Origin of the sequence: Hoeflea ulvae (assembly GCF_026619435.1) — a bacterium.
GTDB classification, from domain to species: Bacteria; Pseudomonadota; Alphaproteobacteria; order Rhizobiales; family Rhizobiaceae; genus Hoeflea; species Hoeflea ulvae.
Genome location: NZ_JAOVZQ010000001.1, coordinates 4,295,662 through 4,319,001 on the forward strand (window position 1 = coordinate 4,295,662; position 23,340 = coordinate 4,319,001).

A 23,340-nucleotide genomic window follows, 5' to 3' on the forward strand; every position below is an offset into this window, starting at 1 on the left:
CTGCCAATCAGGGCTGCGGCAGACGCAACTCGCCCAGCATGTACCAGTGTTCGATATTGTCGATCACCAACGGCTCGAAAATATCGTTGAATTGCGCAATGGTTGCGTCGACCGGATAGGACCGCTCCGCGTCCTCCGTCCTGGCCAGAGGCGGCAGGACGCAGAGCGTGAACCGCGCGCCGCTGGTGCGTTTGAGATAGACCGGCACCAGCGTGCCGCCGGTGGAATTGGCGAGCTTGATCGCAACAACCGCATTGCCCTTGTCCGGCGGCGCGCGCCCGAACAGCGGCAGGTGAACCTGACGCGCGCGGACCTCATCGATGAAGATGGTCATCGACGCCGCGCCGCCACCGGCCAGCAGGCGCTGCAGCCGGAAAGCGCTGCGCTGACCCGGCGGAAAGATATACTGGTTGCGCCGCCGGCGGCTGTCATGGACGATCCGGTTGGTGAACCGGCTCGGCTCCGGTTGGAACGGACCGATATTGGGTGGGGCGATGCCCTGCTGGGCGGCGGCAAAAATGGCCTCCCAGGTCGACAGGTGTATCGATACGAAGATCAGCGGACCGCCTTGCGCCCGCGCCGCCGCCAGATTGTCAGCGCCTTCAACGGTAATCCGCCCCTTCGGCCAGAGCTGGTTGACGACGGAAAATTCGGCGATCGACCTGCCGATATTGCTCCACCAGGAGAGCAAGGCGGCCCGGTGGCGCTCGGGCGTGCCGCAGCGCTCCGGCGCAAGCCGCTGCAGGTTTGAGGAAATCCGTTTGGCGAAAATCCTGTTCCTGTAGCGCCAATGGGCCAACCGGCTCAGCCTGCAGGCAAGGTCCGAACCGAGATCGCAGGGAAGCAGCCGGAACAGCGCGTGGGAGATCTGGTTGACCCGGCCTTCAACCGGCTGCTTGAGCCAGTAGAGCCGGGCGCTTGCGCGCCGGTCGGACTGTTTCGCCCAGATATCGTGAAACGGCGGCGCGGCAGGTTCCTGCGGACAGGTTTCGGCAAAGGGAACCTCGGCCAGCGTCAGCGCGGGCCATCTGTTTCCGGTACTGCCCTGTTGCTTCGCCATCTGCGGTTCAAGCGGATCGGGCGTGAAGCGTCATCGGCAGCGTCTCGCCCGGTCGCAGCGTCAGCCGGCAGACCGGCTGCACATCGGTGCCGGGCTTCAGCCGCAGATCGAAATGCCGCGCCAGCATTGCCAGGCTCAGTATCGATTCGCTCATGCCGAATTGCAGGCCGGGGCAGATCCGCGGGCCGATGCTGAAGGGAACATAGCCATATTTGCCGGGTTTCATGCTGTCGTTGAGAAACCGTTCCGGCCAGAATGTATCGGGCAGATCCCACAGCACCGGATTGCGGTGCATGAGCCATGGAACCACCAGCACCAGCGAGCCTTTGGAAATCGGCTTGCCGCCGATTTCGGTCTGTTCGGTCGCCTCCCGCGCCAGGATCGGCACCGGCGGGTAAAGCCGCAGCGTCTCCTCGATCACGGCGCGCGTATAGGGCAGGCTGGCGATATCCGAAAATCCGGGTGTCCGGTCGCCAAGCACCGTGTCGATTTCGGCCTGCAGCCTGGCCGCAACGCCGGGCGACTGGGACAGCAGATACCAGGCCCAGGCCAGCGTATTGGCGGTGGTCTCATGTCCGGCCATGAAGATCACCGCGGCCTCGTTGCGGATGGCCTCGCGAGACAATGGCTTGCCCTGATCATCGCGGGCTTCCAGCAGGCCGCCGATCACCGAGGCCTCGCCGGCCTGCTTCTGCGCGTGGTAGCTGTCGATGATCTCGTCGAGAACGTCGAGAATGCGCGCCTTGGCCTTTTTCAGAGCGCTGCCGCGAAACCGTGGAAGCCATTCCGGCAGGCCGAAAATGGCGATCAGATCGACCTGGTCGATGTGTTTCTGGTACTCGGAGAATCCCCGCACGACTTCGCTGGCATAGTCCTTGCCGAGCTGACGCCCGAATATGGTGCGGCTGATGATTTCCGCCGTCAGATGCGCCATTTCGGCAAGCGCATCGACTTCGCTCCCGTCCGGTTTCGCCGCCCATTCAGCACGCTTTTCCGCGATCGTATCGACCATGATCGGGGCAAAGCCCGGAACCCGCGAGCCGTGAATGATCGGCGCGACCAGTTTCCGCCGCTTCGCCCAGGTCTCGCCATCGCTGACGAACAGGCCATCGCCCAGCAGCGGCTGCAGTGCATGGCGCATCTGCGGGCTCTTGCGTTGCAGGGCGGCATGATTGGACTGGAAGGCCTGGCGGACGACATCGGGCCGGTTGCACAGAATCAGCTCGCGACTGAAAATCTTCATGCTTCTCAGCCGCCCCTGGAAATCCCGGACACCCCAGACCGACAGAAAGTTCTTCTTCGCCAGGCCGATCAGCGTCCAGACCGGCGGCGTGACCTCATGGCGAAAGGGATAGGGCGGGACGAAATCGTCCCTCTGCTGGTTTTCGGCGACAGGGTCGGTCAGGCTCACGCCGGCTTCCACTTCAGCTGTCTCGTGTCCGGAATGGACTTGGACTGATTCAGTTACCCCTTTTCGCACGAATGGACCGGTTTGCCCAAGCGAATTGGCTGCGGGCGCGGCACGCGGTCACGACAGCCGGCAAGGCTGGCGCTCTTACCGCCATGACCGCGCGCGGCCTGCGACGACAAAGCCGTCCCCGTGCCCTTTCGCAAGCCCGGCCGGATGCGGTATAGAAGCATCACACCCGAGAGTGCAGCGCGGATTGTCGGCGGCCTTGTATCCTTGCGTGAGGAGAACCCCTGAAATGATGGCAATCACAAATACCGGCGATGCCGATGGCTGGGTTGCGGTCGCGGGCGAATTCGGTGTCCTGTTCGCCGTGGTCCTGCTTGCCCTGGTGATCGTGCTGGTCAGCGTCGGCCTGCTGTTCGAGTTTCTCAACGCCCGGCATCCCGAGCGGAAGATACAGAAGGGCCGGACCAACAAGCGCAAGTGGAAAGAGCTCTACCGCGCTCCGGGATCGCTCGCCATCATCGCATTGTGCTTTTCGGGTGGCCTGTTCGCGCAGATGAAGGGCTGGACAATCACGCCCTACCCGCTCAACTGGTGGACCGGCCCGCTCTTCCTGGTCGTGTCGGTGTTTCTCTACGACACCTGGTTCTACTGGATCCACCGGCTGCTGCACTGCAAGCCGTTCTACCGTTTTCACGCGCTGCATCACAAAAGCCTGGCTCCGACGGTGTGGAGCAACCACAATGAATCGCTGACCGAAGCCTTTCTCAACCAGGCCTTTTACCTGATCATTCCCTTCATCCTGCCGATACCGTGGCAGATGCTGGTGCTGCAGAAGCTCTATGACCAGATCAGCGGCATGCTGGGCCATGCCGGCTTCGAGCATTTCGCTTCACCCGCGGGCCGCAGGCCGTTTCCGCTGGCCAGCACCGTTTTCCACGATCAGCACCATTCCCATTTCGCCTATAATTACGGCCACACATTCTCGATCTGGGACCGGCTTCTGGGCACGCTCTACCCCAAATATGACGACACGCTGGAAAGCTTCGAAACCGGCAAGCCGGACAAGCGGGCGTAACGCACCGGTCATCAGCCTCGCCGCTGAAACGGACGGCAGAACTCAATTGGCCGTTCCGGGGACTTCGAGCCATTTTCTGCGCGCGTCCGAAGCATCATTTTCCCCGGTGATGCCGGACGGATCGCTGACGATGAGGAAATTGAAGCGCGGAATATCGGTCGGCTCCCTCGACAGCGACATGGTGTTGCCATTCCCCTCGATTGCGAACGGCTCGAACCGGCGCAATTTTTCCAGAACCGCAGGCTGATCGCCCCATCCGATCGCGTCAAGGATATCGACGGCGGCGGCAACCGCCTGCCCGGCCACCAGGTCCGATATTCCGCCATCGAGGAAATTCACCTTCAGCCGCACCGATGAGACGCTGTCGCTGCCCGTGCCGCGAGCCGAGACGAACAGCGATCCGGCGACCAGGGCCGGATCGTCAGCATCGGGCACAACCTTTTCGGCACCGCAGCTCCAGGGCCGGTCACCCGGCTCCGCCGCCTGCCAGTCCTGGCTCACCCAGCCCTGCTTCTGCAACGCGCCGCAGACATCGTCGCGACCTCGGCTGATGGTGCGGCGAAAGCCGTTCTGCGGAGCCGTTACCGGCGGATCCATCATCCGCTCCGGCATGTAGATCACCGGTTCCGGCGGCTTGGCACTCTGCACTGTTTCCGGCGCCGGCTCATCAACCAGCGGCGGCAGCGGTGGCACCGTCGCTGCGGAGCTGACACCGAACCGGGCGAGCAGCAGATCGAGATTGCGGGAATTGTTGGCGAGCAGCACGACACTGGCGAGCCCTCCCGCAATGACCAGCACCGCCACCAGGAACAAAGCCTTGCCCCTGCGTGGTGTCCTAGTCATGTTCCCATTGCCATTCATCGCTGGCTTTCAGAATTACCGGATGCATTCACATGTCGTGCTGTAAGGCACCCCATGATGATCAGAGCAATTGCCTGTTTGATCATGCCAATTTGGTGCCGGGCTGTCACTTCGGTCAATCCACAAGGCCGTCATACCGCAAATCGCGGTTAACTTCCCGTGCCCGTTGACGCCAATGCATATCTCCGGCATGCCGCAGTCAAGATTTTGCCACGACCGCAAAGCCGCGCGCAATCATTTCCGTTGCAATATCAAGCGTTTCACTGCCACATTTGACCGCCGTCCAGTCATCGGCTTCCTCGACAGGCAGGCAAAACACCTTTGCAGATGATAGCAGCTCCTCGAACGTGGTGCGGGCAATGATACCGCAGCCCCAGCGCCTGCCCTGCCGGTCGAGACAGATCTTCGAATTTGCCACCGGGTCAGCGCCCGCCAGCCGGTAGTTCTTCTTGTTGTAGGTAAAACTCACACTGTCGCGAACGCGGAAAAATCCGCGGATGCGAAACGAGCCTGCCGGCCGCGCATTGGGCGATGCCGTGGGCGGCCGCGGCGGCAGTCTTTCGTAATCCTGGGAGCTCGGGTCGACACGGCGCACTTCGCTGGGCCACAGCACCTCGTCGGCATGAGCCGGCTGCGAAAGCACCAGCATGGCAGCCGCGAAGACTGTCCCCGACCTCAGGCAGCGCCGGCTCACGTTCCCACGAAATCCATTACGTCGCTGATATCGATGGACGAGATGTCGACACCGAGATCGACGATCACCTGCAAGGCCTTCGCCGTCTCTACCGCGGCAAAGGCAAGCTGTTCTTCGGTGTGGTCGAAATTGATGAAGAAGCGCAACCGCGCCGAGCCTTCCGGTACCGCCGGAAACAGGATCGGCAGGACATTGATGCCGGCCTCGAGCATGGCCCCGGACAGCATGGCCGCCCGGATCGAATCCCCGACCATCACCGGAATGACCGCAAATCCCGCACAGGAGCCGGTGTCGAGACCGGCCGCTTTCAATTGCCCGACGAAATAATGCGACCGGTCGTGCAACCGGGTCACGCGCTGCGGTTCCTCGACGATGATGTCGAGCGCCTTGCTGGCAGCGGCAGCCAGCGAGGGAGGCAGTCCGACGCTGTAGACAAAGCCGCCGGCATAACCTTTCAGGCAATCGATCAGCTCGGCCTTGCCGGCGATATACCCGCCGCAGCTTGCGGTGGTTTTCGACAGGGTGCCCATCCAGATATCGACCTCGGCCGGATCGACACCGAAATGCTCGGCCGAGCCGCGTCCCGTGGCGCCAAGAACGCCGACGGCGTGGGCCTCATCGACCATCAGCCAGAAGCCGTGCTTCCTGCGCAGCTCGATCAGCCGCGGCAGATCGGCCAGGTCTCCGTCCATGGAATAGAGGCCCTCGACAATCACCATGACCCGCCGGTGCCGCGCCGACAGCCGCAGCAGACTGCGTTCGAGATCATCCAGATCATTGTGCTTGAAACTGCGCCGCGTCGCGCCGCAGGCCTGTGCCCCGGCAAGAACGCTGTTGTGGATCAGCTCGTCATGCAGGATCAGATCGGTGGCGCCCATCAGGCAGGTGATGGTGGTCAGATTGGTCAGATAGCCGCTGACCATGGCAACGGCGGCTTCGACGCCGTGAAACGCGGCCAGCTTGCCTTCCAGTTCCTGGTGAACGGGCCGTTCGCCGGCCACCAGCCGGCTGGCAGAGGATGAAACCCCATATTGCGCAATCGCCTCGACCGCCGCCGCCCGCACCCGGGGATCCTGGTTGAGGCTGAGATAGTCATAGGACGCGAAATTGGAATAGGTCTTGCCGCTGATCACCGTCATGGCGCCGGGAGCGCCCTCATGCGCCCTGTAGAACGGGTTTTCGATGCCCAGGGCGACGCCGGCGGCCTGATGCACTTTCATCTGCTTGTACTGGGGCAAATCGGAGAAAGCCGGAACCGGCCGCAGCGGCGCAGACCCGGAACCGCCCGGTTTCGCCTGCCGGCTGTCCGGCTGCGCTTTTGCGGTCTTGCTCCGCATGAAGTCCAGCGCGGCGCGCTTGGTGCCACCATCGGCCGCCGGGACGGGCTTGGTGTCATTGGTCATGAGGCCGATGCCTTTGCTTCCCTGGCTTTCGTGTGTCGCGTTGCCAGTTCCTCGACAATGTCCTTGTTGTCCACGTCCGCACCCTGTTCGCTCGTTCCCAGGATGCGCAGATAGAGCTTGTGACTGACATCGCCCACTGTGGTCGCATCGGTGATATTGTTCAAGGGCAGATTGAAGCCGGTCTTCTGCTGGAAACTCATCCCCAGTTCCATCGCCATCAGGCTGTCGATGCCGATATCCCTGATAACCCTTGTCCGGCGGATCTCGCTTGCCGGGATGTGCAATGTCCGGGCAATCTCGCCGGCGACGAGCTCGTAAATATAGGTCTCCGCCTCATCCGCCGACTTGCCTTCGATGGCGGCGGCGAGATCGAGCTGCCCGTCACTGAGCTCGGACGGATTGAGCTTGAGGATCCGCGAGGGAACATTGAACAGCGGCGAGCCGACGATTTTGAGGTTCTGCGCCGCGTTCCAGTGGATATCGGCAATATAGATCGCCGCCGCATCGACCGTGCCGGGGTCGATCGACAGCACTTCGCCCAGCCTGTCGAGCACATCGCCGGAGGTCATCGAGAATTTCTCGAGCCGCTTGGTCAGGGCAGCCTTGGCGTCCTCATCCGTCGTCAGATAGCCGACATCGGAGATCGCGGAAAAACCGACGGTGAGCGCCGGAAGCTTCATCTGCCGGCGTTCTCTAGCCAGACCCTCGAGATAGCCGTTGGCCGCCACATAATTGGCCTGCCCCGGATTGCCGATCAATGTGGTCATCGAGGAAAACATGATGAACTCCCTGATCGGGTCTTTCAGTGTCAGCCTGTGCAGCAATTCGGCGCCGCGCGCCTTGGTGTCGATAACCGCCTTGTTGCGCTCCGGCGTGAGATTGACCAGCAGCGCGTCATCTAGCTGCATCGCAGCATGGACGATGCCCGACAAGGGGCCATCGGCGCGAAGTTGCGTCAGCAGCGCCTTCAGATCGTCTTCCGAGGTCACATCGCAGGCATGGATGCTCACGCGGACACCAAGCCGCCGCCAGCGGGCAACCTTTTCCGTGCCGCTTTCGCTCAGGGCCCCGCGCAGCGAGGCCAGCGCCAGCCGCCGGCAACCGCGCTCGACGAGCCACTCGCTGGCCGCAAGCCCAAATCCGCGCGTGCCGCCGAAGACGAGATAAGCGCCATCCGTCTCGTCAAGCCGGATGCTTGCCGGTTTGCGCGCCACCGGATCCTGGCCGGGCCTTGGCGGCACCACGAGGATCTTGCCGATATGGCCGGATGCCTGCATCAGCCGGAAGGCGTCGCGGATCTCGTCATAGGCAAATTCGCGATAGGGCAGCACATAGTTTTCGCCGCTGTCGAACAGCGCCGCGATCCGCTCGAACACATGCGCGGTGATGCCGGGACGCGATTGCAGAAGCTGATCGGCGTCGATGCCGAAATAGCTGATGTTCTGGCGGAACGGCCGCAGCCCGATCTTTGTGTCGGAATAATAGTCGCGTTTGCCCAGCTCGAGGAAACGCCCGAAGGGCTTGAGCAGCGAGATGCTCCGCTCCATCGCCTCGCCGAACAGCGAATTGAGCACCACGTCGACGCCGCGGCCATCTGTGATCTCGTGCACGCCGTCGACAAAATCCAGCGATCGCGAATCGAACACGAAATCGGCGCCCAATGTCCGCAGCAGATCGCGCTTCTCGTCGGTGCCGGCCGTGGCAATCACCCCGGCGCCGACGCCCTTTGCAATCTGCAGCGCCGCCAGCCCGACTGCGCCCGCGCCGCCATGGACCAGGACGGTTTCGCCGGCCTGCAGGCCACCGAGTTCAACCAGCGCGTAATAGGTGGTCAGGAACGCCACCGGCAAGGTCGCCCCGGCCACGACAGGCACCGCGTTCGGAAGCTTCGCCACGCCCCGGGCGTCGGTGACCACATGGGTGGCAAAGGCCTGCGGCGCCACGCCGATGACGCTGTCGCCGACTGAATAATTCTTCACGCCTTCGCCAATTTCGGTGATCCGCCCGGAAAATTCCATGCCGATCGACGGTCCGGCAAAGCCGTCCTCGAAGGCCTCTTCCGACAGGAGTCCCATCGTCCACATCAGGTCTCGGTAGTTGAGCGCCGTTGCGGCCACTTCCACCCGCACCTCGCCGGCCTCGACCGGCCTTTGCGTGGCGACCTCCCAGCCCAGCGTGGCAATCGACGACACCGCATCGCTGCGCACGATCGCCGCCTCGTAGGACCGCGTCAGGTTCACCCCCGGCGTCGCCGGTCCGGGAACGGCACGGATTTCGCACAAGCCGCCCTTGCCCTGATCCCAATACCATTCCTGGTTGGCGCTTTTCGTCTCGCAGACCTGGCTGGCGAGCCTGACCTGATCCGCGATCGAAAGATCCGATCCGGAAAGATCGAACGAGTGGATCTCTATCGCCGGATATTCGTTGCGGGCCACCCGCAGGAACTGCCAGAGCCCGGCATTGCGGGCAGCGGCAAAGCTATCCGAGGCCGTGGCCAGCAGCGGCGCACCGCCGGGCAGCAGGACCGCGAGTTGCAGCGGCGCGGCGTCGGGATCGGAATCGGAGGCAGCCGGATGGTCAGCGGCCTTGACGAGGAGCGAGGACAGGATCTCGATATTGGCGAGCAGCGCGCGCGAACCTTCCTCCTCGCCAAAGCTCTCGCACATGACGGTCAGCACGGTGCCGGGCTGCCATTGGTCAGGGCCGCTTTCAAAAACCAGGTCGCTGTCGGTCTGGACAAGCCAGCGCGGCGCATCGGGTTTCCGGGCCGCGCCAGCCGCAGCATCGATGGTCTGCCGGCTTGCAATCACAATCGAGGCTACGGGCTGATCAAGCCCGGCCGGCACGGAGACTTCGCCGCCCCAGGCCAGCATCATGATTTCGCCGATCGGCGTGGCGATCAGAGCCTGGTCACTCTTGCCGACGGCAAGCTGCTCGGCGAGGCTCCGCCAGTCTTCGCTGCCCGGCTGATCGCTGATCGGAAACCGGGAATCGAGTGTGCCGGAGAACCAGCCATCGCGCAGGCCGAACACGAAGTCGTCGAAGAAGCTGCCGGTATCGACACAGGCGAGAAACGCGCCGCTGTGTTCCAGCACATTGACCAGGAATGTCCGGCCGGGTCCGTCCGCGGCGAGCTGCTTGTAACTGCCGGTCGACGCGCTGACCACGATGTCGGCATGCAGACCGGCCGGCGGTTCGGCCATCACCTCGACATGCGGGAAGGTGTCGAAAGCAAGTTCGAGATCACTCCGGCGCCGCTCATTGGTCTCGATCACCGTGAATTTGGCGCCAAACGTCTCGGCCAGCGCCGCCAGGTGCTGCGAGAAGATCTTGGAAACCGAAGCCAGCTCGACGATCTGGCGCACCGGCCGGTGCTCCTTCCTGCTGGCTTCCAGTGTCTGGCGCAGGGCCGAAAGCAGATATTGCGTCCGTGATCCGACCGTGCGTCCGTGGCTGTGAATATGCTCAAGCGTGCTGGCCGACATCTGCTCCATGACGCCATCGCAACCCTCCGGCTCCGTGGCGCCTGGCCGCAGGTTCAGCGCCGTGTAGTAGGCATCGTTGAGCAGGATCGCCTCGACCGAACGGGCGCCGTCTTCCTTGAAGAATTCCTTCAACAGATCGGCAAATTCCGGCAGCGGGCAATCGGCGGCCAGTTGCCAGCTTTCCCCGGCCTCGTCCCAGGACGCCAGATCAACCGGCACCAGGGCCTGAAGGCAACTGACGATGAAGCAGTCAACGGATTTGTCCGCTCCCAGATCCGCCATCGTCACACGCCCCGACGCAGGCGCCCAACGCCGGGTGACATCATAGGCCGCGCGGAACAATGCCGCCTTGAGGATTTGCGTGGCATCGGTTTCCGCTGGATCTGCGATGGCCTCGAGATCGAGCGTTGCCAGATCCACCGGTACGTCGGGCCTGAGCGCAGCGAAATTGTCCACCGGCACCGGCAGATCACTGGCAATTGCCTGATGGTGATAGGTCTGTGCCGACAGGGTTCTCCGCGCCTTCAGATGGGCGCGGCGCAAGCGGCAATCGCGCAGCCGGGCGACGATGACACCATCGGCATCGAGCAGGTCGAGGTTGGCCTTGATCGAATATTTGCTGGCGCGCTCGATGGAGATGACGGCCCGCCTGACCACGCAGCCGGGTTGGTAGACCTGGATTGCACCGAAATGCACCGGAATATAGGGCGCAGTGCCGTTGTCCGGCGCGAGGTGACCGAACAGCCCGACAAGCCCGTGCAGGGCGGCATCGGTCGAAATCGGATGCAATTCATGGCTGACATAGGGGTGACCTTCGCCAGCCGGCGCAGCCAGTTCTATCTCGAGATGCCTGTCGCCAAACCGCCGGACCTGCTTCAGCAGCTGGAATTGCGGGCCGTAATCCAGTTTGAACCGCTTTGCGATCCTGTAGACATCATCCGCATCGATTGTTTCGGTCGGCTCGGCAAGGGGCGTATTGATGGCGGTCGAGGCGGTGCTGGTCGACCGCCGCGTGCGGGCCACGACATTGAGCGACCAGTCCGCTTCGTTGAGCCGCTCTCGCGACTTGATCTCGACATGACCGGTTTCTGCCGACAGCACGGTCGCCACCTCGAGCACCTTGGTGGACGACAGCGCGAGCGGCTGCAGGATTTCGAGATTGGTGATTTCGAATGCCTGGTCGCCGTGAAATCTACGCGCGGCTGCAATCACCATGTCGATGAAGGCACTTGCCGGCAAGATCGCATTGCCGTCGACAACATGCTCGGCCAGGTCTGGATAGAGATGGGCGTCGATATTGTTGTGCCAGACATGGCTGGACAGGTCGACGCGCCAGCCGATCAGGGTGTGCACGTCACGCCGGCGGTCGCCGTAAAGGTCGAGCGCCTCGATGGTTCTCGGATAGACCGGCGCCTTGGCCTGGAATGGCAGCGGCGGCAGTTGCGCAAATGCGTTGCGGGCACCGATGGCTCGCGTTGTGTCGAAGGACGCGCCGGAGGCGGCAGCCTTGCAGAAAGACCGGAAGACCGGATCATGTTCGGACGATTCCTTGACCTCGAATGTCGAGATCACCGCGCCATTGACCTCTTCGGAGGCAACAAGCTCGCGCAGATAGGAGGCCAGGATCGGCCGCGGGCCGATCTCGACAAAGACTTCGGTGCCTTGCCGGATCGCGGTCTTCGTGGCTGCGATGAACTGGACCGGGCGCTGGATATTCCGCCACCAGTAATCGGGTCCGAAGTCGCTGCCCTCCAGGATCTCGCCGGTCACCGACGAAATGCAGGGAATCTCGGTCTTGCGCAAATCGATCGACCCGAAATCCCGGACGAATTCGTCATGGGCCGATCCGATCATCGGATGGTGGAAAGGGTAGTCGATATCGAGCACGCGCGCGGCAACGCCTTGCTTGCGGGCAACATCCCTGAAGGCCGAAATCTCGTCGGCAGGGCCGGAGATGGTCGATGATTTCGGACTGTTGAAGGCAGCGCAGACGATGTTTTCAAGCCCGGCGGCAACCGCCATGGCAACCGCGTCCTCCGCACCCAGCGCGACGGCAGCCATGCCGCCCTTGCCCGCCAGCGCATGCTGGTATTTCGAACGCAGGAACACGATCTTGACGGCATCGACCAGTGAAATTGCGCCGGCAAAATGCGCAGCAGCGATCTCGCCGATCGAATGGCCGTAGGTGATGTCGGGCCGCAGCCCGATTTCGGTCAGGCTGTGGGCCAGCGAGATCTGCGTTGCAAACAGCAGCGGCTGCGCGATCCGGGTGTCGGCCAGTTTGGTCTCGAGCTCGGGATCGGTCAGAAGCTCCGTCAGCGAGAAATCCGCAACAGTGCTGTAAAGCGCATCGATGACCTCGAAATGCCGCCGGAAACTGGCGGAGTTCTTCAGCGCATTGACACCCATCCCCACCCATTGCGACCCGTTGCCGGAAAACACGAAGGCGGTTTTCGCCTGGTTCTGGAAGGTGCGGCCGACCGCCGCGATTTCCGGCGTCTCGTCACTGAGATAACGCTCGATTTCCTCGCTCACCGCGGCCGGGTCACGCCCGTCCATCACGAAGCGGTGCCGCATGTGATGGCGGTTCGCGCCTATGGCGGAGAAGAGATCGGGAAGCTTGGACGCGTCGGTTGCGGCAAAGATTTCCTGATAGGAGCCAAGCAGCTGCCTGAGACTGTCTTCGCTCTGCGCGCTGACAAAGAGGATCTGGTTGTCTGCATCCTGGCGTTTCGGCACCGCGCGGTCGGGATCGCAGATGACGACATGCGCATTGGTGCCGCCGAATCCGAAGGAATTGACGCCGGCATAGCGGATCTGCTTGGAAGACAACAGGTCAAGCCCCATCGAGGCAACGCTGACATTGAGTCCCTTGAAATCGATCTCTTCATTGGTGTGTTCGGCATGAAGCGTCGGCGGAAGGAAGTCGTTTTCCAGCGCGAGCATCGCCTTCATCAGGCCGACCAGCCCGGATGCGGGCTCCGTATGTCCGACATTCGACTTGACCGAGCCGATCGGGATTGGCGCATTCCGGCGCTGGCCGATCTCTTTGCCGATGGCCCAGACTTCCGCGGGGTCTCCCACCTTGGTGCCGGTTCCGTGACCTTCAATGAACGCCATGCGCGAAAGATCGATGTTTTTGCTCTGGTAGATCGAGCGCAACAGGCTTGCCTGGGCCTCACCCGACGGCAGGGAAATACCGTTGGTATGCCCATCGGAATTCACACCTGTTGCAACGATCCGGGCATGGCTGCGGTCGCCCATCGCTGCAGCGTGCTCGGTCTTGCGCAGGATGATGGCCACGCCGCCTTCCGAGCGGACATAGCCTTCGCCGTTGTTGCCATAGGCCCGGCACAGCCCTTCCGGCGACAGCATGCGCGCCTGCGCAAAGCCGACAAAGGAAAGGGGATGGCCCAGGATATTGATGCTGCCGACAATCGCCGTGTCGATGTCGCCGACTTCCAGCGCGCGGACCGCCAGATCCAGCGCCACCATGCCCGACGAGCAGGCGGTGTCGATGGTCATGCTCGGCCCGCGAACACCAAGAACATGCGAAATCCGGTTGGAAACGATCGAAAGCGTGCTTCCGGTCATGAAATAGGGGCTGGCACCGGCCGGATCGCCGACAGCCAGATTGCCATATTCCACGTTCGAGGCGCCGACATAGACCCCGACCCGCTCATTCTTGAGGTCGTCGGCAGTCAGACTGGCATCTTCCATCGCGCGCCAGACCATTTGCAGGATCACGCGCTGCTGCGGATCAAGGCTTTCAGCCTCGCGCGGCGATATTCCGAAGACCGCGTGGTCGATATTCAGGGTATCGGGAACAATGCCTGCGGCAAAGGTGTAGGTCTTGCCCGGCACACCCATCTGCGGGTGCCAGTAGCGCGACTTGTCCCAACGATCGTCGGGAATCTCGCTGATTGTGCACCTACGCTCACACAGCAGCGTGAACAGCTCTTCAGGAGTATCGGCACCGGGCACTCGGCACGCACGTCCGACAATTTCAATACTCAAAGGCAAGCTCGCTTTTCTAGTCGCCTAAAATGGTTTCTCTCCAGCTTCCCTAGCAAGAAAGTGCATACATTAAGGCCGTTCATTGGATCAAGTTGAAACTCCCGATCCAAGCCACTGTTGCTGTATACGCCGAAGCTTTGGATCTGGTCCAGTTTTTGCTTCTTTTTCGGCCTCGTTCCGACACTTCTTACTATATCCGGCCCCGTCGAATCGTGCCTCCGCATCAAGGCGAGGCGCGTCCCCGGCCGGACCTGGCCGGTGATTCGGCGCTGCAACGCCAAATTGTACCGCAGCGGGCTCACGCTTCAAGGCGCGGTGTGTGTTCGCCCTCCATCCGCGGCGGCACCTCGACGAAGGCATCAGGGCAATTGACGGTGCCGCTGAGGATGCGGGACACGATTTCGGCTATGGCAACCTTGCGCCCCGCCCTGTTGTAGAAATCGCCCTTGACCTGAACCGTGGCGGCCAGCGCCCGGACATAATCGTCGCACAGATCGGGATCCACCGGCGCGGGGTCGGTCCAGAAACTGTCGAGGCCGGCCTGATGCGTCAGCCCCTCGACGTTATAAATGGCGCTGCCCAAAACAATGGTTGGCCGCCCCGACGAAATGCTGTTGAGCCCGACCGTCGAATTGACCACCACAACGCCGCTGACCTTCGGCATCAACTTGCCGATATCGCCCGTGTCGATAAAGTCGACGCGCGCACCGACACCATGCTCGTCGGCGATCCGCATCACCACCTTTTCCCAGCGTTCCAGGCCGTTGTCGAGCGGATGCTCCTTGACCACCAGGCGGGTGTGGTCCGGCGCGTGGGCGGCGAAAGACCGAATGACTTCCTCAACCATTTCCGACAAATGCGTATAAGGCGAATTCGTCCGGATCTGGTAATCGCTCTGAAGCTGCAGGGCGAGCAGGTAATGAGCCGGACTCCCCTCTCCCACATAGGCGTCCGGCATCACTTTCGGCCTGCGCAGCATGCGTGGCAACCACATCAGATATTCGTACATCGGGTTGTAATATTTGTCTGACTGGTAGTGCGGGAAGACCGGACGCCCGAAATAGGCCGCCAGATTGTACAGCACCTCATTGGCCGCTTCATTCCAGAATGAATGCGCATAGCGCACAACCAGGTCGACCGGACCGACCTGGCGGGCGATCGCCGATATCTGTTCCGGCTGATTCGGAAAATGCGAAAGCCGCCCCATGCCGCCGCGCTCCAGCGTGACCCAGTCCGGACGCAGATAGCCGTACTCGACCGCATGGCACCTTACGCCGAGGTCCTTGGCGACCTCATGAGCGATGCGGTGATAGGGTAGCTGGTCGGCGTAATAGAGAATATCGGTGATGTTTTCGCCGATGATCAGCTCTCTGACATAGTCAGCCCAATCGGACAGCGGCTTCCTGAAGTTCCGCGCACCGCGCTTCCACCAGTAAATGCGATCGCCGAGCGAAAAATTGACATGATGCGTCTTCGCCCCCGCATTTTCGAAACCCGTTGCAAGTTCGCGCCAGAACACGGATGGCGGCCCCTGAAGCAACAAAATGGCAGGATGCGGCACTCGACTTTGCATGGATCGACGCTTTCCGTACGCAACAACATCTTGGGGGCCGATCCGGACGACCGCGCCACGCTGTCATGAATTCTGCGACACTGTTGACGGACAACCGCACGCGCAATTTCCGTTTGCCTCATACTTGATAACGCAAGCAAATGAAATTCAATTGACCGTACGAACCGATCAAATAAGGGGATAAATCAACAAACACAACCACTTTGCTATGGGAGTGGCTACAATTTGTTGCCCGGAATACAACACTTCCAGTCAAGACCAGCGGCTGCAGACTGCGGTTGCCACCTGCCCGTGCATGAATGATAAGTGGCCGACAAGCGACAGCAGTGTTTGGGAATTTTTATGGCGCCTCTGACAATCCTGTTCCTGCAGGGACCCTCGTCACCGTTCCTGAAAAAGGTGGCGGACAATCTCGTCCGCAAGGGCTGCAGGATCCGCAAGCTGCATTTCTGCATTGGGGACGCGCTGATGTGGTGGCCCAAGCGGGGAGACTGGTTCAAGAAAAAGACCAGCGAATGGCCGGCCTTCCTCAGTGACTATATTCACGCCCATGGCGTGACCGACATCGTCATGCTCGGCGATGGCCGCACCCGGCATGCCGAAGCGCTCAGGGTCGGGCGGGAACTGGGACTGCGGATCCATGTCTTCGAGCACGGCTATCTGCGCCCAGACTGGCTGATGATCGAAACCCGCGGGGCTTCGGATCGCAACATGACAGCCGAATTCGATGGCAGTGCGGTAATACCCGATGCCGGAGCGGACCCGTCGCTGACCCGGGAGGTTTTTGTCCAGAGCTTTCTCACCTCATCGCTGTACGACCTGATGTTCCACCTGCCCAATGTCTTTTTCGGGTTTCTGGCGCATCCGCATTATGTGACCCACGGACCGGTCCACCCGCTTTCGGAATATGCCGGCTGGGTGAAGAAGTGGCTGCTTCTGAACAGCCGAAGGCGCATCGCACGGCAATTGCAGACCCGGTACCTGGAGGGCGAGACCGACTATTTCCTGTTCGCCTTGCAACTGGTCGGGGACTACCAGATCCGCAACCATGCGCCGTCCGGCGGGCTTTACAGGATCGTCAACGGCGCCATCAGCTCCTTCGCGCGCTCCGCGCCCCCTCACTCCCGGCTGCTGCTCAAGATCCACCCGCTCGACAATGGGCTTCACAACTGGACCCGCCACATAGCAGCCGAGGCCCGCAAACACGGGGTGGAAGACCGTGTCGACGTCATCGACGGCGGCGATCTCACGGCCCTGATCGGCAAATCGCGCGGGGTGGTCACAGTCAACTCAACCGTGGGTGTGACCGCCCTGCTGGCCCACAAGCCGGTTCTCGCGCTTGGCCGCGCCATCTATGATCGCGAAGGCCTGACGCATCAGGCCAGCCTCCGCGAATTCTGGACCGCACCGCAGTCCCCTGCTCCGGGCATGCCCAAGGCCTTCGCCGCCAGGCTGGTCGAATCAACCCATTTTCGTGGTGGCTTCATCGGCACGCCCGCCATGGAAGCCGGCGGCCGCAACATGGCGGACCGGATCCACGCCAATGCCATGAAAACCAGCCACGAGGTTTTCGCCGGCGCAGCCCGCTTCCGCTATGAAAGCGAGATCTTCGGCCCCTCCGGCGGCGAGAAAACTCGGGATTCAGCATGAGCGGATGTGGCAGATCGCTGATCCAGCGGCCTCCCGGGTCCGCGTGCGCCCGTGCGTTCTGACGGCACTGTAACCCGGCTGACATTTCTTAAGGAAATTGTGCAAAATTGACACACCACACGGGCGGACTAAAAATTATGCGCATGCTTCTCGTCATTGCCGCTTTAAAACTGTAGAGAATGTGCGACTACGGCATGGAATTGTTTGGGGATCTGGTTTGAGACAATCTAGAGTGATGACACATCTGGTGACACTTGGGCTTTGCTTGTCCCTGGGTGCATGCCAGATGGTCCCCGGCCAGGGCCCCCTGACCTCCGAAATCGTCGGCAATGCAGGCCAATCGGCAAAGGAGCTGTCGCTCCCGCACGCCACCGTGTTTGCGCTGGTGGAAATGGACACGCCGATCGCCAGGCTGCTGTCGCGCTACCGGTCCCGGACATTGAACACCCGGTTCGGCTTCGGTGATGGCCGCAATTCGGCTGCCATCGGCGTCGGCGACCAGTTGAAGATCACCATTTTCGAAGCCGGCAGCGACGGACTTTTCTCGACCACCGACACCAAGCAGATCTCCTTTGACCTGGTCGTCCAGCCCGACGGCACGGGCGCGATCCCCTATGTCGGCGATGTCCGCTTTGCCGGACGGACGCTTGCCCAGGCGCGCGCCACCATCAAGGCGGGGCTCGAAGGCAAGGCGGTTCAGCCCGACGTCATCGTCACGGCCGTGTCGACCGCTTCGCGCACCGTCACGGTCTCCGGCGCTGTCAATTCCGCGGGGCTGATTCCGATCAGTCTCGACGGCAGCCAGATTGCCGAAGTCATCGCCAAGGCCGGCGGCAACAGCGCCGAACCCTATGAGACCTATGTCACGGTGATGCGCGGCAACAAGATCGCCCATGTGCTCTACAGCTCGATCATCGAGAATTCGAACGAGAACATCTTCATCTATCCGGGAGACCAGATCTTCTTGACCCGGGACCCGCAGACATTCACCGTCCTGGGCGAAGCGATTTCCAACAAGCGAGATCGAATTTGGCTCCAGCAGCCTCAACCTGGCTGAAGCTGTGGCGCTGGCCGGTGGCGGCCAGGACAGCCGGGTGGATGCGAAAGGGTTCTTCGTGTTCCGCTTCGAACAGCGCGAGACCATCGAAGCCGTGCTGGGCAAGGACCGGTTCCGGGACCTGCTCGCCAAGGGCATGGAGCCGGATGAATTCGACCGCTACCCCATCGTCTACCAGTTCGACATGAGCAAGCCCGACAGCCTGTTCATCGCGCAGAATTTCCGCGTCAACAGCCACGACATCGTCTACCTGTCGCGCCATCCGGTGGTCGACATGGCGAAATTCGTGGCCGTCCTGCAGGGACCGCTGTCAATCGCCTCCTCCGTCACCAGCATCGCCAATCCCTGATCCGCAGCGCGCAGATCGTGCTGATTCAGGGTCCGGGCTGCGGGCAAGGTGACACCGGACAGCACCCCGTGTATCTTGCCCGAAAGGGCACCGCGAAATGCACATCAACGGCCTTGCCAATCAACCGCTCGCTCAGCAAACTGCTCACAGTGCGCTGCCGCGGCGAAGGCCGACAGCGCATGCCGGCACCAGCCTTCCCGCGGTGAGCCGGATTGCTTGCATCGCCGCATGCGCCGGACCGCATGGCGGCAGAATTCGAGTTCAGGATTGATCTTTCAGGCATGAGCATCATGCAGAACGGAGCCCTTGGAATGAACAAACAGGCATATAATGTCTTGCTTCTCTATCCTCGCTTCTCCGCGGGATCGTTCTGGAACTATGGCGCCACCTGCGAACTCATCGGCGCCAAATATCCCGCCCCTCCGCTGGGATTGATCACGGTCGCGGCCATGTTGCCCGAATCCTGGAATGCCCGGCTGGTTGACCGCAACACCGATGAACTGACCGATGCCGATTTCGAATGGGCCGACATGGTGTTCACCGGCGGGATGCTGCCGCAGCAGGCAGACTCGCTGAAAATGATCCGCAAGTGCAAGCAGATGGGCGTGCCCGCCGTCGTGGGGGGTCCCGATGCGACATCAAGCCCGGAAATCTACGCTTCGGCTGACTTCCGCGTTCTTGGCGAAGCCGAAGGCATCTTCGAAAAATTCCTCGAGGCCTGGGACCGCGGCGAGCGCAGCGGCACATTCGCGGCGGAAAAATTCAAGGCCGACGTGACCACCACGCCAATTCCGCGCTTCGACCTGCTCAAATTCGAAAACTACGTCCAGGTGAACGTGCAGTTCTCGCGCGGATGCCCGTTCACCTGCGAATTCTGCGACATCATCGAGCTCTATGGGCGCAGGCCGCGGACCAAGAACAATGCGCAGATGCTCGCCGAACTCGACCGGCTCTATGAGCTCGGCTATCGCGGTCATGTCGATTTCGTCGATGACAATCTGATTGGCAACAAGAAGGCGGTGAAGGCCTTCCTTCCGGAGCTGATCGAATGGCAGAAGAAGCACAACAATGCCTTCGAGATGTCCACCGAAGCCTCGTTGAACCTCGCCGATGACGAAGCCCTGCTGAAAATGATGCAGCAGGCACGGTTCTTCTCGGTGTTCATCGGCATCGAGAGCCCCGATCCAGACGTGCTGATTGCGGCCCAGAAGAAACAGAATACCAGACGCGACATCGCCAAGAGCGTGCACCGGATCTACGATGCCGGAATCTGGGTGCTGGCGGGCTTCATCGTCGGGTTTGACGAGGAAAACGATCATGTCGCCAACGAAATCTCGGCGCTGATCGAAGAGGCGGCAATCCCGGTTTCCATGGTCGGCCTATTGTTTGCCCTGCCCACCACCCAGCTGACCCGCCGGCTTGAACGGGAAGGTCGTCTGCACACCACCTTCGACACCTTCGATGAAGACACCGAAGATCATTTCGGCGACCAGTGCACGGCCGGCCTGAATTTCGAGACCAAGCGTGACCGGGTCAGGATTCTCAAGGACTACAGGGATATTGTCGACCGGATATACAAGCCGGAAGCCTATTTCAGCCGGGTACGGGATGTCAGCGACCGGCTCAACATGCAGGGCGAAAACGGCGCGCTTCTCGGCGCGGGCTTTCTTCACGACCTGAAGATCTTCGGCAAGCTGATCTGGTCGATGACATTTACCAACACCACCTATCGCGGACCGTTCTGGCGCACCCTGATCCACACCGCGTTTCACAATTTCCGTGCGATCAAGCCGGTGATGATGATGATCGCACTTTATGTGCATCTGGGCCCGTTTTCACGCTATGTCGTGCAGCAGATCGACAAGCAGATCGCCGAAGTTGAAAGTGGTGAATGGGTCGAACCTGCACTGGTAGCAGCGGAATAGCGCCAGCCGCGCGGATCCGTCTTGCCGTTTGACCGGCATGACCGGAGCGAGCCGCACCGCGGGACCTCGTCTCAGATCTGCGCCGGGGCGTTGACGGCCACGGGCCCGACCGGGCGCCAGATATGCCGCTTCTTGAGATATTTCTCCTGCGCGTCCGAGACGGCCATGAACAGCTGCATCTCGCGTCCGCGAATCCCGGGCAGCGCCTTGGGATCAAGCCCGGTCCAAGGCAGAAACGGATTGCGGCGCATGTGCCAGTGCAGTTCGCAGCGGATCGTCGGCTTGTCCGATGGGCTACGCCCGTGAAATGCAAAGGTATCGGCGACGATCAGCGTATTGGCGCGCACCGCCATGCGCACCGGTTGCGGCAGGCCGAGAGCTGACAATTCCTCCGTCCGCACCCGGAACGACCCGCTGGCATGATGGCCATCCGGATCGGCCGCCGCGGACAGGGAGCATTGATGCTGCCACTCCAGCCGCTCGGGCGTGAGCCGGTGCGAGCCCGGAACGAAGCAGAACGGGCCATCCTCCTCACCCACATCCTGCAAGAACAGCCATGCCTTGGATGTGGCATGAAACGTGTCCGAATGGATGCTCGTCTGCGGATCCTTTGCGCCCGAAGGGTCGACAATCACGGTCTGGAAAAAGCCGATCGGCTCGCCGCCCTGTGCGGCGGCGTAGCGGATCTGCGCAAGCGCGCGCGGGTCGCGAAGCGCGCGGGCCACCGCCGGGTGCCGTTTGAGCACCTCCGGCGGCAAGGGCACCATCCGGGTGATCGCCTGGCCCTGTCGCATTTCCCGGGCATCGAATCGCTCTTCGAATGCCGCCTTGCGCAGCGCCTCGAAATCGTCCCGGGGCAGAAAATCCTCGGTCAGGAAATAGCCGTTTTCGTCAAACGAGGCGCGGTCGGCGTCGGACAAGCTCGAAGCCAGCCGTGCACGCCGCATCCTTGCCATCCGCGCTGCCAACGACACGCGGCTGCGGTGCAGGCCGATCCGGTTCAGGAACGGACTGCCAAGGACAGGATTCTTTCGAAGCGACTTTTCCGAGCCGGCGACGCCGAGAAGCCAGAGCGGGAACTTGAAATAGGCAAGAGCCTTCATCGACCGGCATTCTCCAATTGTATCAACTTCTTGGCATGCTACGATCTCTTGGGAACGTTCTCCATAGCCTTTCTCCACAGGAAAGCCGCCCTGAAAGCATTCCCGGCACCCTGCAACGCTTTATGCTCCTGACAATCCGGGTCGCTTTGCTGCAAGATGCCGATCGCACGTCACCGCCATTGGCCAGGACAGGATATATTTTCATTGCTTTATGCGCTCAAGGCTTTACTTCAAAACCCTCTGAAAAGGAGAGCGTCATGAAGGGGATCATACTTGCCGGCGGCAGCGGCAGCCGGCTGTATCCGATGACCCAGGCAATCTCGAAACAGATGCTGCCGGTCTACGACAAGCCGATGATCTATTATCCGCTCAGCGTGCTGATGCTGGCCGGCATCCGCGAAATCCTCGTCATATCGACCCCGCGCGATCTGCCGATGTTCAGGCATCTGCTCGGCGACGGCAGGAAATACGGCATATCGATCGATTATGCCGAACAGGCTGCCCCCAACGGGCTGGCCGAGGCCTTCCTGATCGGGCGCAGTTTCATCGGCCGCGACAGCTGCGCGCTGGTGCTCGGCGACAACATCTTCTACGGCGCCAGTTTCTCCACGATCTGCAACGAAGCGACGCAGCGCAGCTCAGGCGCCACGGTGTTTGCCTACAATGTCCGGGACCCGGAACGCTACGGCGTGGTGACCTTTGACAGCGAGACCGGCCAGGCGCTGGACATCGAGGAAAAGCCGCAGGTGCCGAAATCGAGCTGGGCGGTCACCGGCCTCTATTTCTACGACAACGACGTGCTCGACATTGCCGCAGCGATCACGCCGTCCAGCCGCGGCGAACTTGAAATAACCGACGTCAACCGGGCCTATCTGCAGCGCGGCGATCTCTTCGTGCAGAAACTGGGCCGCGGATTTGCATGGCTCGACACCGGCACGCCCGACAGCATGCATGAGGCGTCATCCTTCGTCCGCACCATCGAGCATCGCCAGGGCATCAAGATCGCCTGCCTTGAGGAAATCGGCCTGGAAAGCGGCTGGCTCGACGCCGAACAGGTTCTGGCCATCGCTCACGACCTGGGCAAGACCGATTACGCCGCCTATCTGCGCCGCCGGGTCGGGGATCTGGCCTGATGCCGCGATTTGTCGAACTCGCCATTCCCGGGCTGATCGAAGTCATCCCCGATCGCCATGGCGACAGCCGCGGTTATTTCTCCGAAGTCTACAACAAGGCGCTTTGGCTCGACGGCGGCATTGAGGCCGATTTTGTCCAGGACAACCATTCGCTCAGCCGCGACACCGGAACCCTGCGCGGACTGCATTTTCAGACGCCCCCCATGGCCCAGGCCAAGCTGGTGCGTGTCGCCCGCGGCCGGGTGTTCGATGTCGCAGTCGACATCCGCCAAGGTTCGCCGACCTTCCGGCACTGGGTCGGCATCGAGCTGAGTGCGGAAACGGGCAATCAGCTGTTTGTGCCGGCAGGCTTTGCCCACGGGTTCCTGACGCTTGAGCCGAATACCGAATTTCTCTACAAGGTCTCGGCACCCTATTCCCGGCCGCATGACCGGTCCATCCGCCATGATGACCCGAGCATCGGCATCGACTGGCCGATCGGGGTCAATGTCGACACCCTGTCGGCAAAGGATCGTGACGCGGGCCTGCTGGACGAGAC

At 61.7% G+C, this 23,340-nt stretch carries 14 protein-coding genes and 1 pseudogene; 7 read left to right on the forward strand and 8 right to left on the reverse strand.

Features of this window, described 5'->3' with window-relative positions; translation table 11 throughout:
* Window positions 1-7: 7 nt before the first annotated feature.
* Together OEG82_RS20480 and OEG82_RS20485 are read right to left on the reverse strand one after the other, a co-directional pair.
* Window positions 8-1,060 carry a lysophospholipid acyltransferase family protein gene (locus OEG82_RS20480; protein WP_267614200.1) on the reverse strand — a complete coding sequence of 351 codons (1,053 nt, stop codon included), beginning with the start codon at window positions 1,058-1,060 and terminating at the stop codon, window positions 8-10.
* Window positions 1,061-1,067: 7 nt separating this feature from the next.
* The gene (locus OEG82_RS20485) at window positions 1,068-2,471 is read right to left on the reverse strand and encodes a cytochrome P450 (protein ID WP_267614201.1); all 1,404 of its coding nucleotides are present in this window, start codon (window positions 2,469-2,471) and stop codon (window positions 1,068-1,070) included.
* 295 nt (window positions 2,472-2,766) lie between these two features.
* Between OEG82_RS20485 and OEG82_RS20490 the strand changes: the two genes are divergently transcribed.
* Complete coding sequence (locus OEG82_RS20490; protein WP_267614202.1) at window positions 2,767-3,552, forward strand: sterol desaturase family protein; 786 nt, start codon at window positions 2,767-2,769, stop codon at window positions 3,550-3,552.
* Between the two features lie 42 nt (window positions 3,553-3,594).
* On the opposite strand, the gene OEG82_RS20495 is transcribed toward OEG82_RS20490, so the two are convergent.
* The 5 genes from OEG82_RS20495 to OEG82_RS20515 form a co-directional block, all read right to left on the reverse strand.
* Complete coding sequence (locus OEG82_RS20495; protein ID WP_267614203.1) at window positions 3,595-4,395, reverse strand: DUF6030 family protein; 801 nt, start codon at window positions 4,393-4,395, stop codon at window positions 3,595-3,597.
* 217 nt (window positions 4,396-4,612) lie between these two features.
* Window positions 4,613-5,107 carry a hypothetical protein gene (locus OEG82_RS20500; RefSeq protein WP_267614204.1) on the reverse strand — a complete coding sequence of 165 codons (495 nt, stop codon included), beginning with the start codon at window positions 5,105-5,107 and terminating at the stop codon, window positions 4,613-4,615.
* Window positions 5,104-6,510 (reverse strand): aminotransferase class I/II-fold pyridoxal phosphate-dependent enzyme, encoded by a 1,407-nt coding sequence (locus OEG82_RS20505; RefSeq protein WP_267614205.1) that lies wholly within the window; start codon window positions 6,508-6,510, stop codon window positions 5,104-5,106. The genes OEG82_RS20500 and OEG82_RS20505 overlap by 4 nt, the downstream gene beginning before the upstream one ends.
* A complete protein-coding gene (locus OEG82_RS20510) occupies window positions 6,507-14,018 on the reverse strand; it encodes a type I polyketide synthase (protein WP_324288968.1) in 7,512 nt (2,503 codons plus the stop codon). The genes OEG82_RS20505 and OEG82_RS20510 overlap by 4 nt, the downstream gene beginning before the upstream one ends.
* A gap of 292 nt (window positions 14,019-14,310) precedes the next feature.
* A complete protein-coding gene (locus tag OEG82_RS20515; protein WP_267614207.1) occupies window positions 14,311-15,531 on the reverse strand; it encodes a capsule biosynthesis protein in 1,221 nt (406 codons plus the stop codon).
* Window positions 15,532-15,927: 396 nt separating this feature from the next.
* On the opposite strand from OEG82_RS20515, the gene OEG82_RS20520 reads away from it, so the two are divergent.
* From OEG82_RS20520 to OEG82_RS20530, 4 genes are all read left to right on the forward strand, one after another.
* Window positions 15,928-17,235, forward strand: a complete 1,308-nt coding sequence (locus OEG82_RS20520) for a capsular biosynthesis protein (protein WP_267614208.1) — start codon at window positions 15,928-15,930, stop codon at window positions 17,233-17,235.
* A 286-nt stretch (window positions 17,236-17,521) separates the two neighbouring features.
* Entirely contained in the window at window positions 17,522-18,292 is a 771-nt protein-coding gene (locus OEG82_RS20525; protein WP_324288969.1) for a polysaccharide biosynthesis/export family protein, read from the forward strand.
* Between the two features lie 37 nt (window positions 18,293-18,329).
* Complete coding sequence (locus tag OEG82_RS24355) at window positions 18,330-18,641, forward strand: hypothetical protein (RefSeq protein ID WP_324288970.1); 312 nt, start codon at window positions 18,330-18,332, stop codon at window positions 18,639-18,641.
* A 311-nt stretch (window positions 18,642-18,952) separates the two neighbouring features.
* Window positions 18,953-20,566, forward strand: coding sequence for a B12-binding domain-containing radical SAM protein (locus tag OEG82_RS20530; protein ID WP_267614209.1), 1,614 nt, complete (start codon window positions 18,953-18,955; stop codon window positions 20,564-20,566).
* 71 nt (window positions 20,567-20,637) lie between these two features.
* Here OEG82_RS20530 and OEG82_RS20535 read toward each other — a convergent pair whose 3' ends face one another.
* Window positions 20,638-21,669 (reverse strand): phytanoyl-CoA dioxygenase family protein, encoded by a 1,032-nt coding sequence (locus OEG82_RS20535; RefSeq protein ID WP_267614210.1) that lies wholly within the window; start codon window positions 21,667-21,669, stop codon window positions 20,638-20,640.
* A gap of 257 nt (window positions 21,670-21,926) precedes the next feature.
* On the opposite strand from OEG82_RS20535, the gene rfbA reads away from it, so the two are divergent.
* Window positions 21,927-22,802, forward strand: a complete 876-nt coding sequence (rfbA, locus tag OEG82_RS20540) for a glucose-1-phosphate thymidylyltransferase RfbA (RefSeq protein ID WP_267614211.1) — start codon at window positions 21,927-21,929, stop codon at window positions 22,800-22,802.
* A pseudogene (gene rfbC, locus OEG82_RS20545) lies at window positions 22,802-23,329 on the forward strand (dTDP-4-dehydrorhamnose 3,5-epimerase); the annotation flags it as partial. The gene rfbA and the pseudogene rfbC, both read left to right, overlap by 1 nt.
* Between the last annotated feature and the right edge of the window lie 11 nt (window positions 23,330-23,340).

What these genes read in the sequence shown, in the direction of transcription:
- OEG82_RS20520 (WP_267614208.1), top strand. Translation starts at nt 15,928, where the DNA reads ATGGCGCCTCTGACAATCCTGTTCCTGCAGGGACCCTCGTCACCGTTC.
- OEG82_RS20480 (WP_267614200.1), bottom strand. Translation starts at nt 1,060, where the DNA reads ATGGCGAAGCAACAGGGCAGTACCGGAAACAGATGGCCCGCGCTGACG.
- rfbA (WP_267614211.1), top strand. Translation starts at nt 21,927, where the DNA reads ATGAAGGGGATCATACTTGCCGGCGGCAGCGGCAGCCGGCTGTATCCG.
- OEG82_RS20535 (WP_267614210.1), bottom strand. Translation starts at nt 21,669, where the DNA reads ATGAAGGCTCTTGCCTATTTCAAGTTCCCGCTCTGGCTTCTCGGCGTC.
- OEG82_RS20525 (WP_324288969.1), top strand. Translation starts at nt 17,522, where the DNA reads ATGGTCCCCGGCCAGGGCCCCCTGACCTCCGAAATCGTCGGCAATGCA.
- OEG82_RS20490 (WP_267614202.1), top strand. Translation starts at nt 2,767, where the DNA reads ATGATGGCAATCACAAATACCGGCGATGCCGATGGCTGGGTTGCGGTC.
- OEG82_RS20495 (WP_267614203.1), bottom strand. Translation starts at nt 4,395, where the DNA reads ATGACTAGGACACCACGCAGGGGCAAGGCTTTGTTCCTGGTGGCGGTG.
- OEG82_RS20505 (WP_267614205.1), bottom strand. Translation starts at nt 6,510, where the DNA reads ATGACCAATGACACCAAGCCCGTCCCGGCGGCCGATGGTGGCACCAAG.
- OEG82_RS20530 (WP_267614209.1), top strand. Translation starts at nt 18,953, where the DNA reads ATGAACAAACAGGCATATAATGTCTTGCTTCTCTATCCTCGCTTCTCC.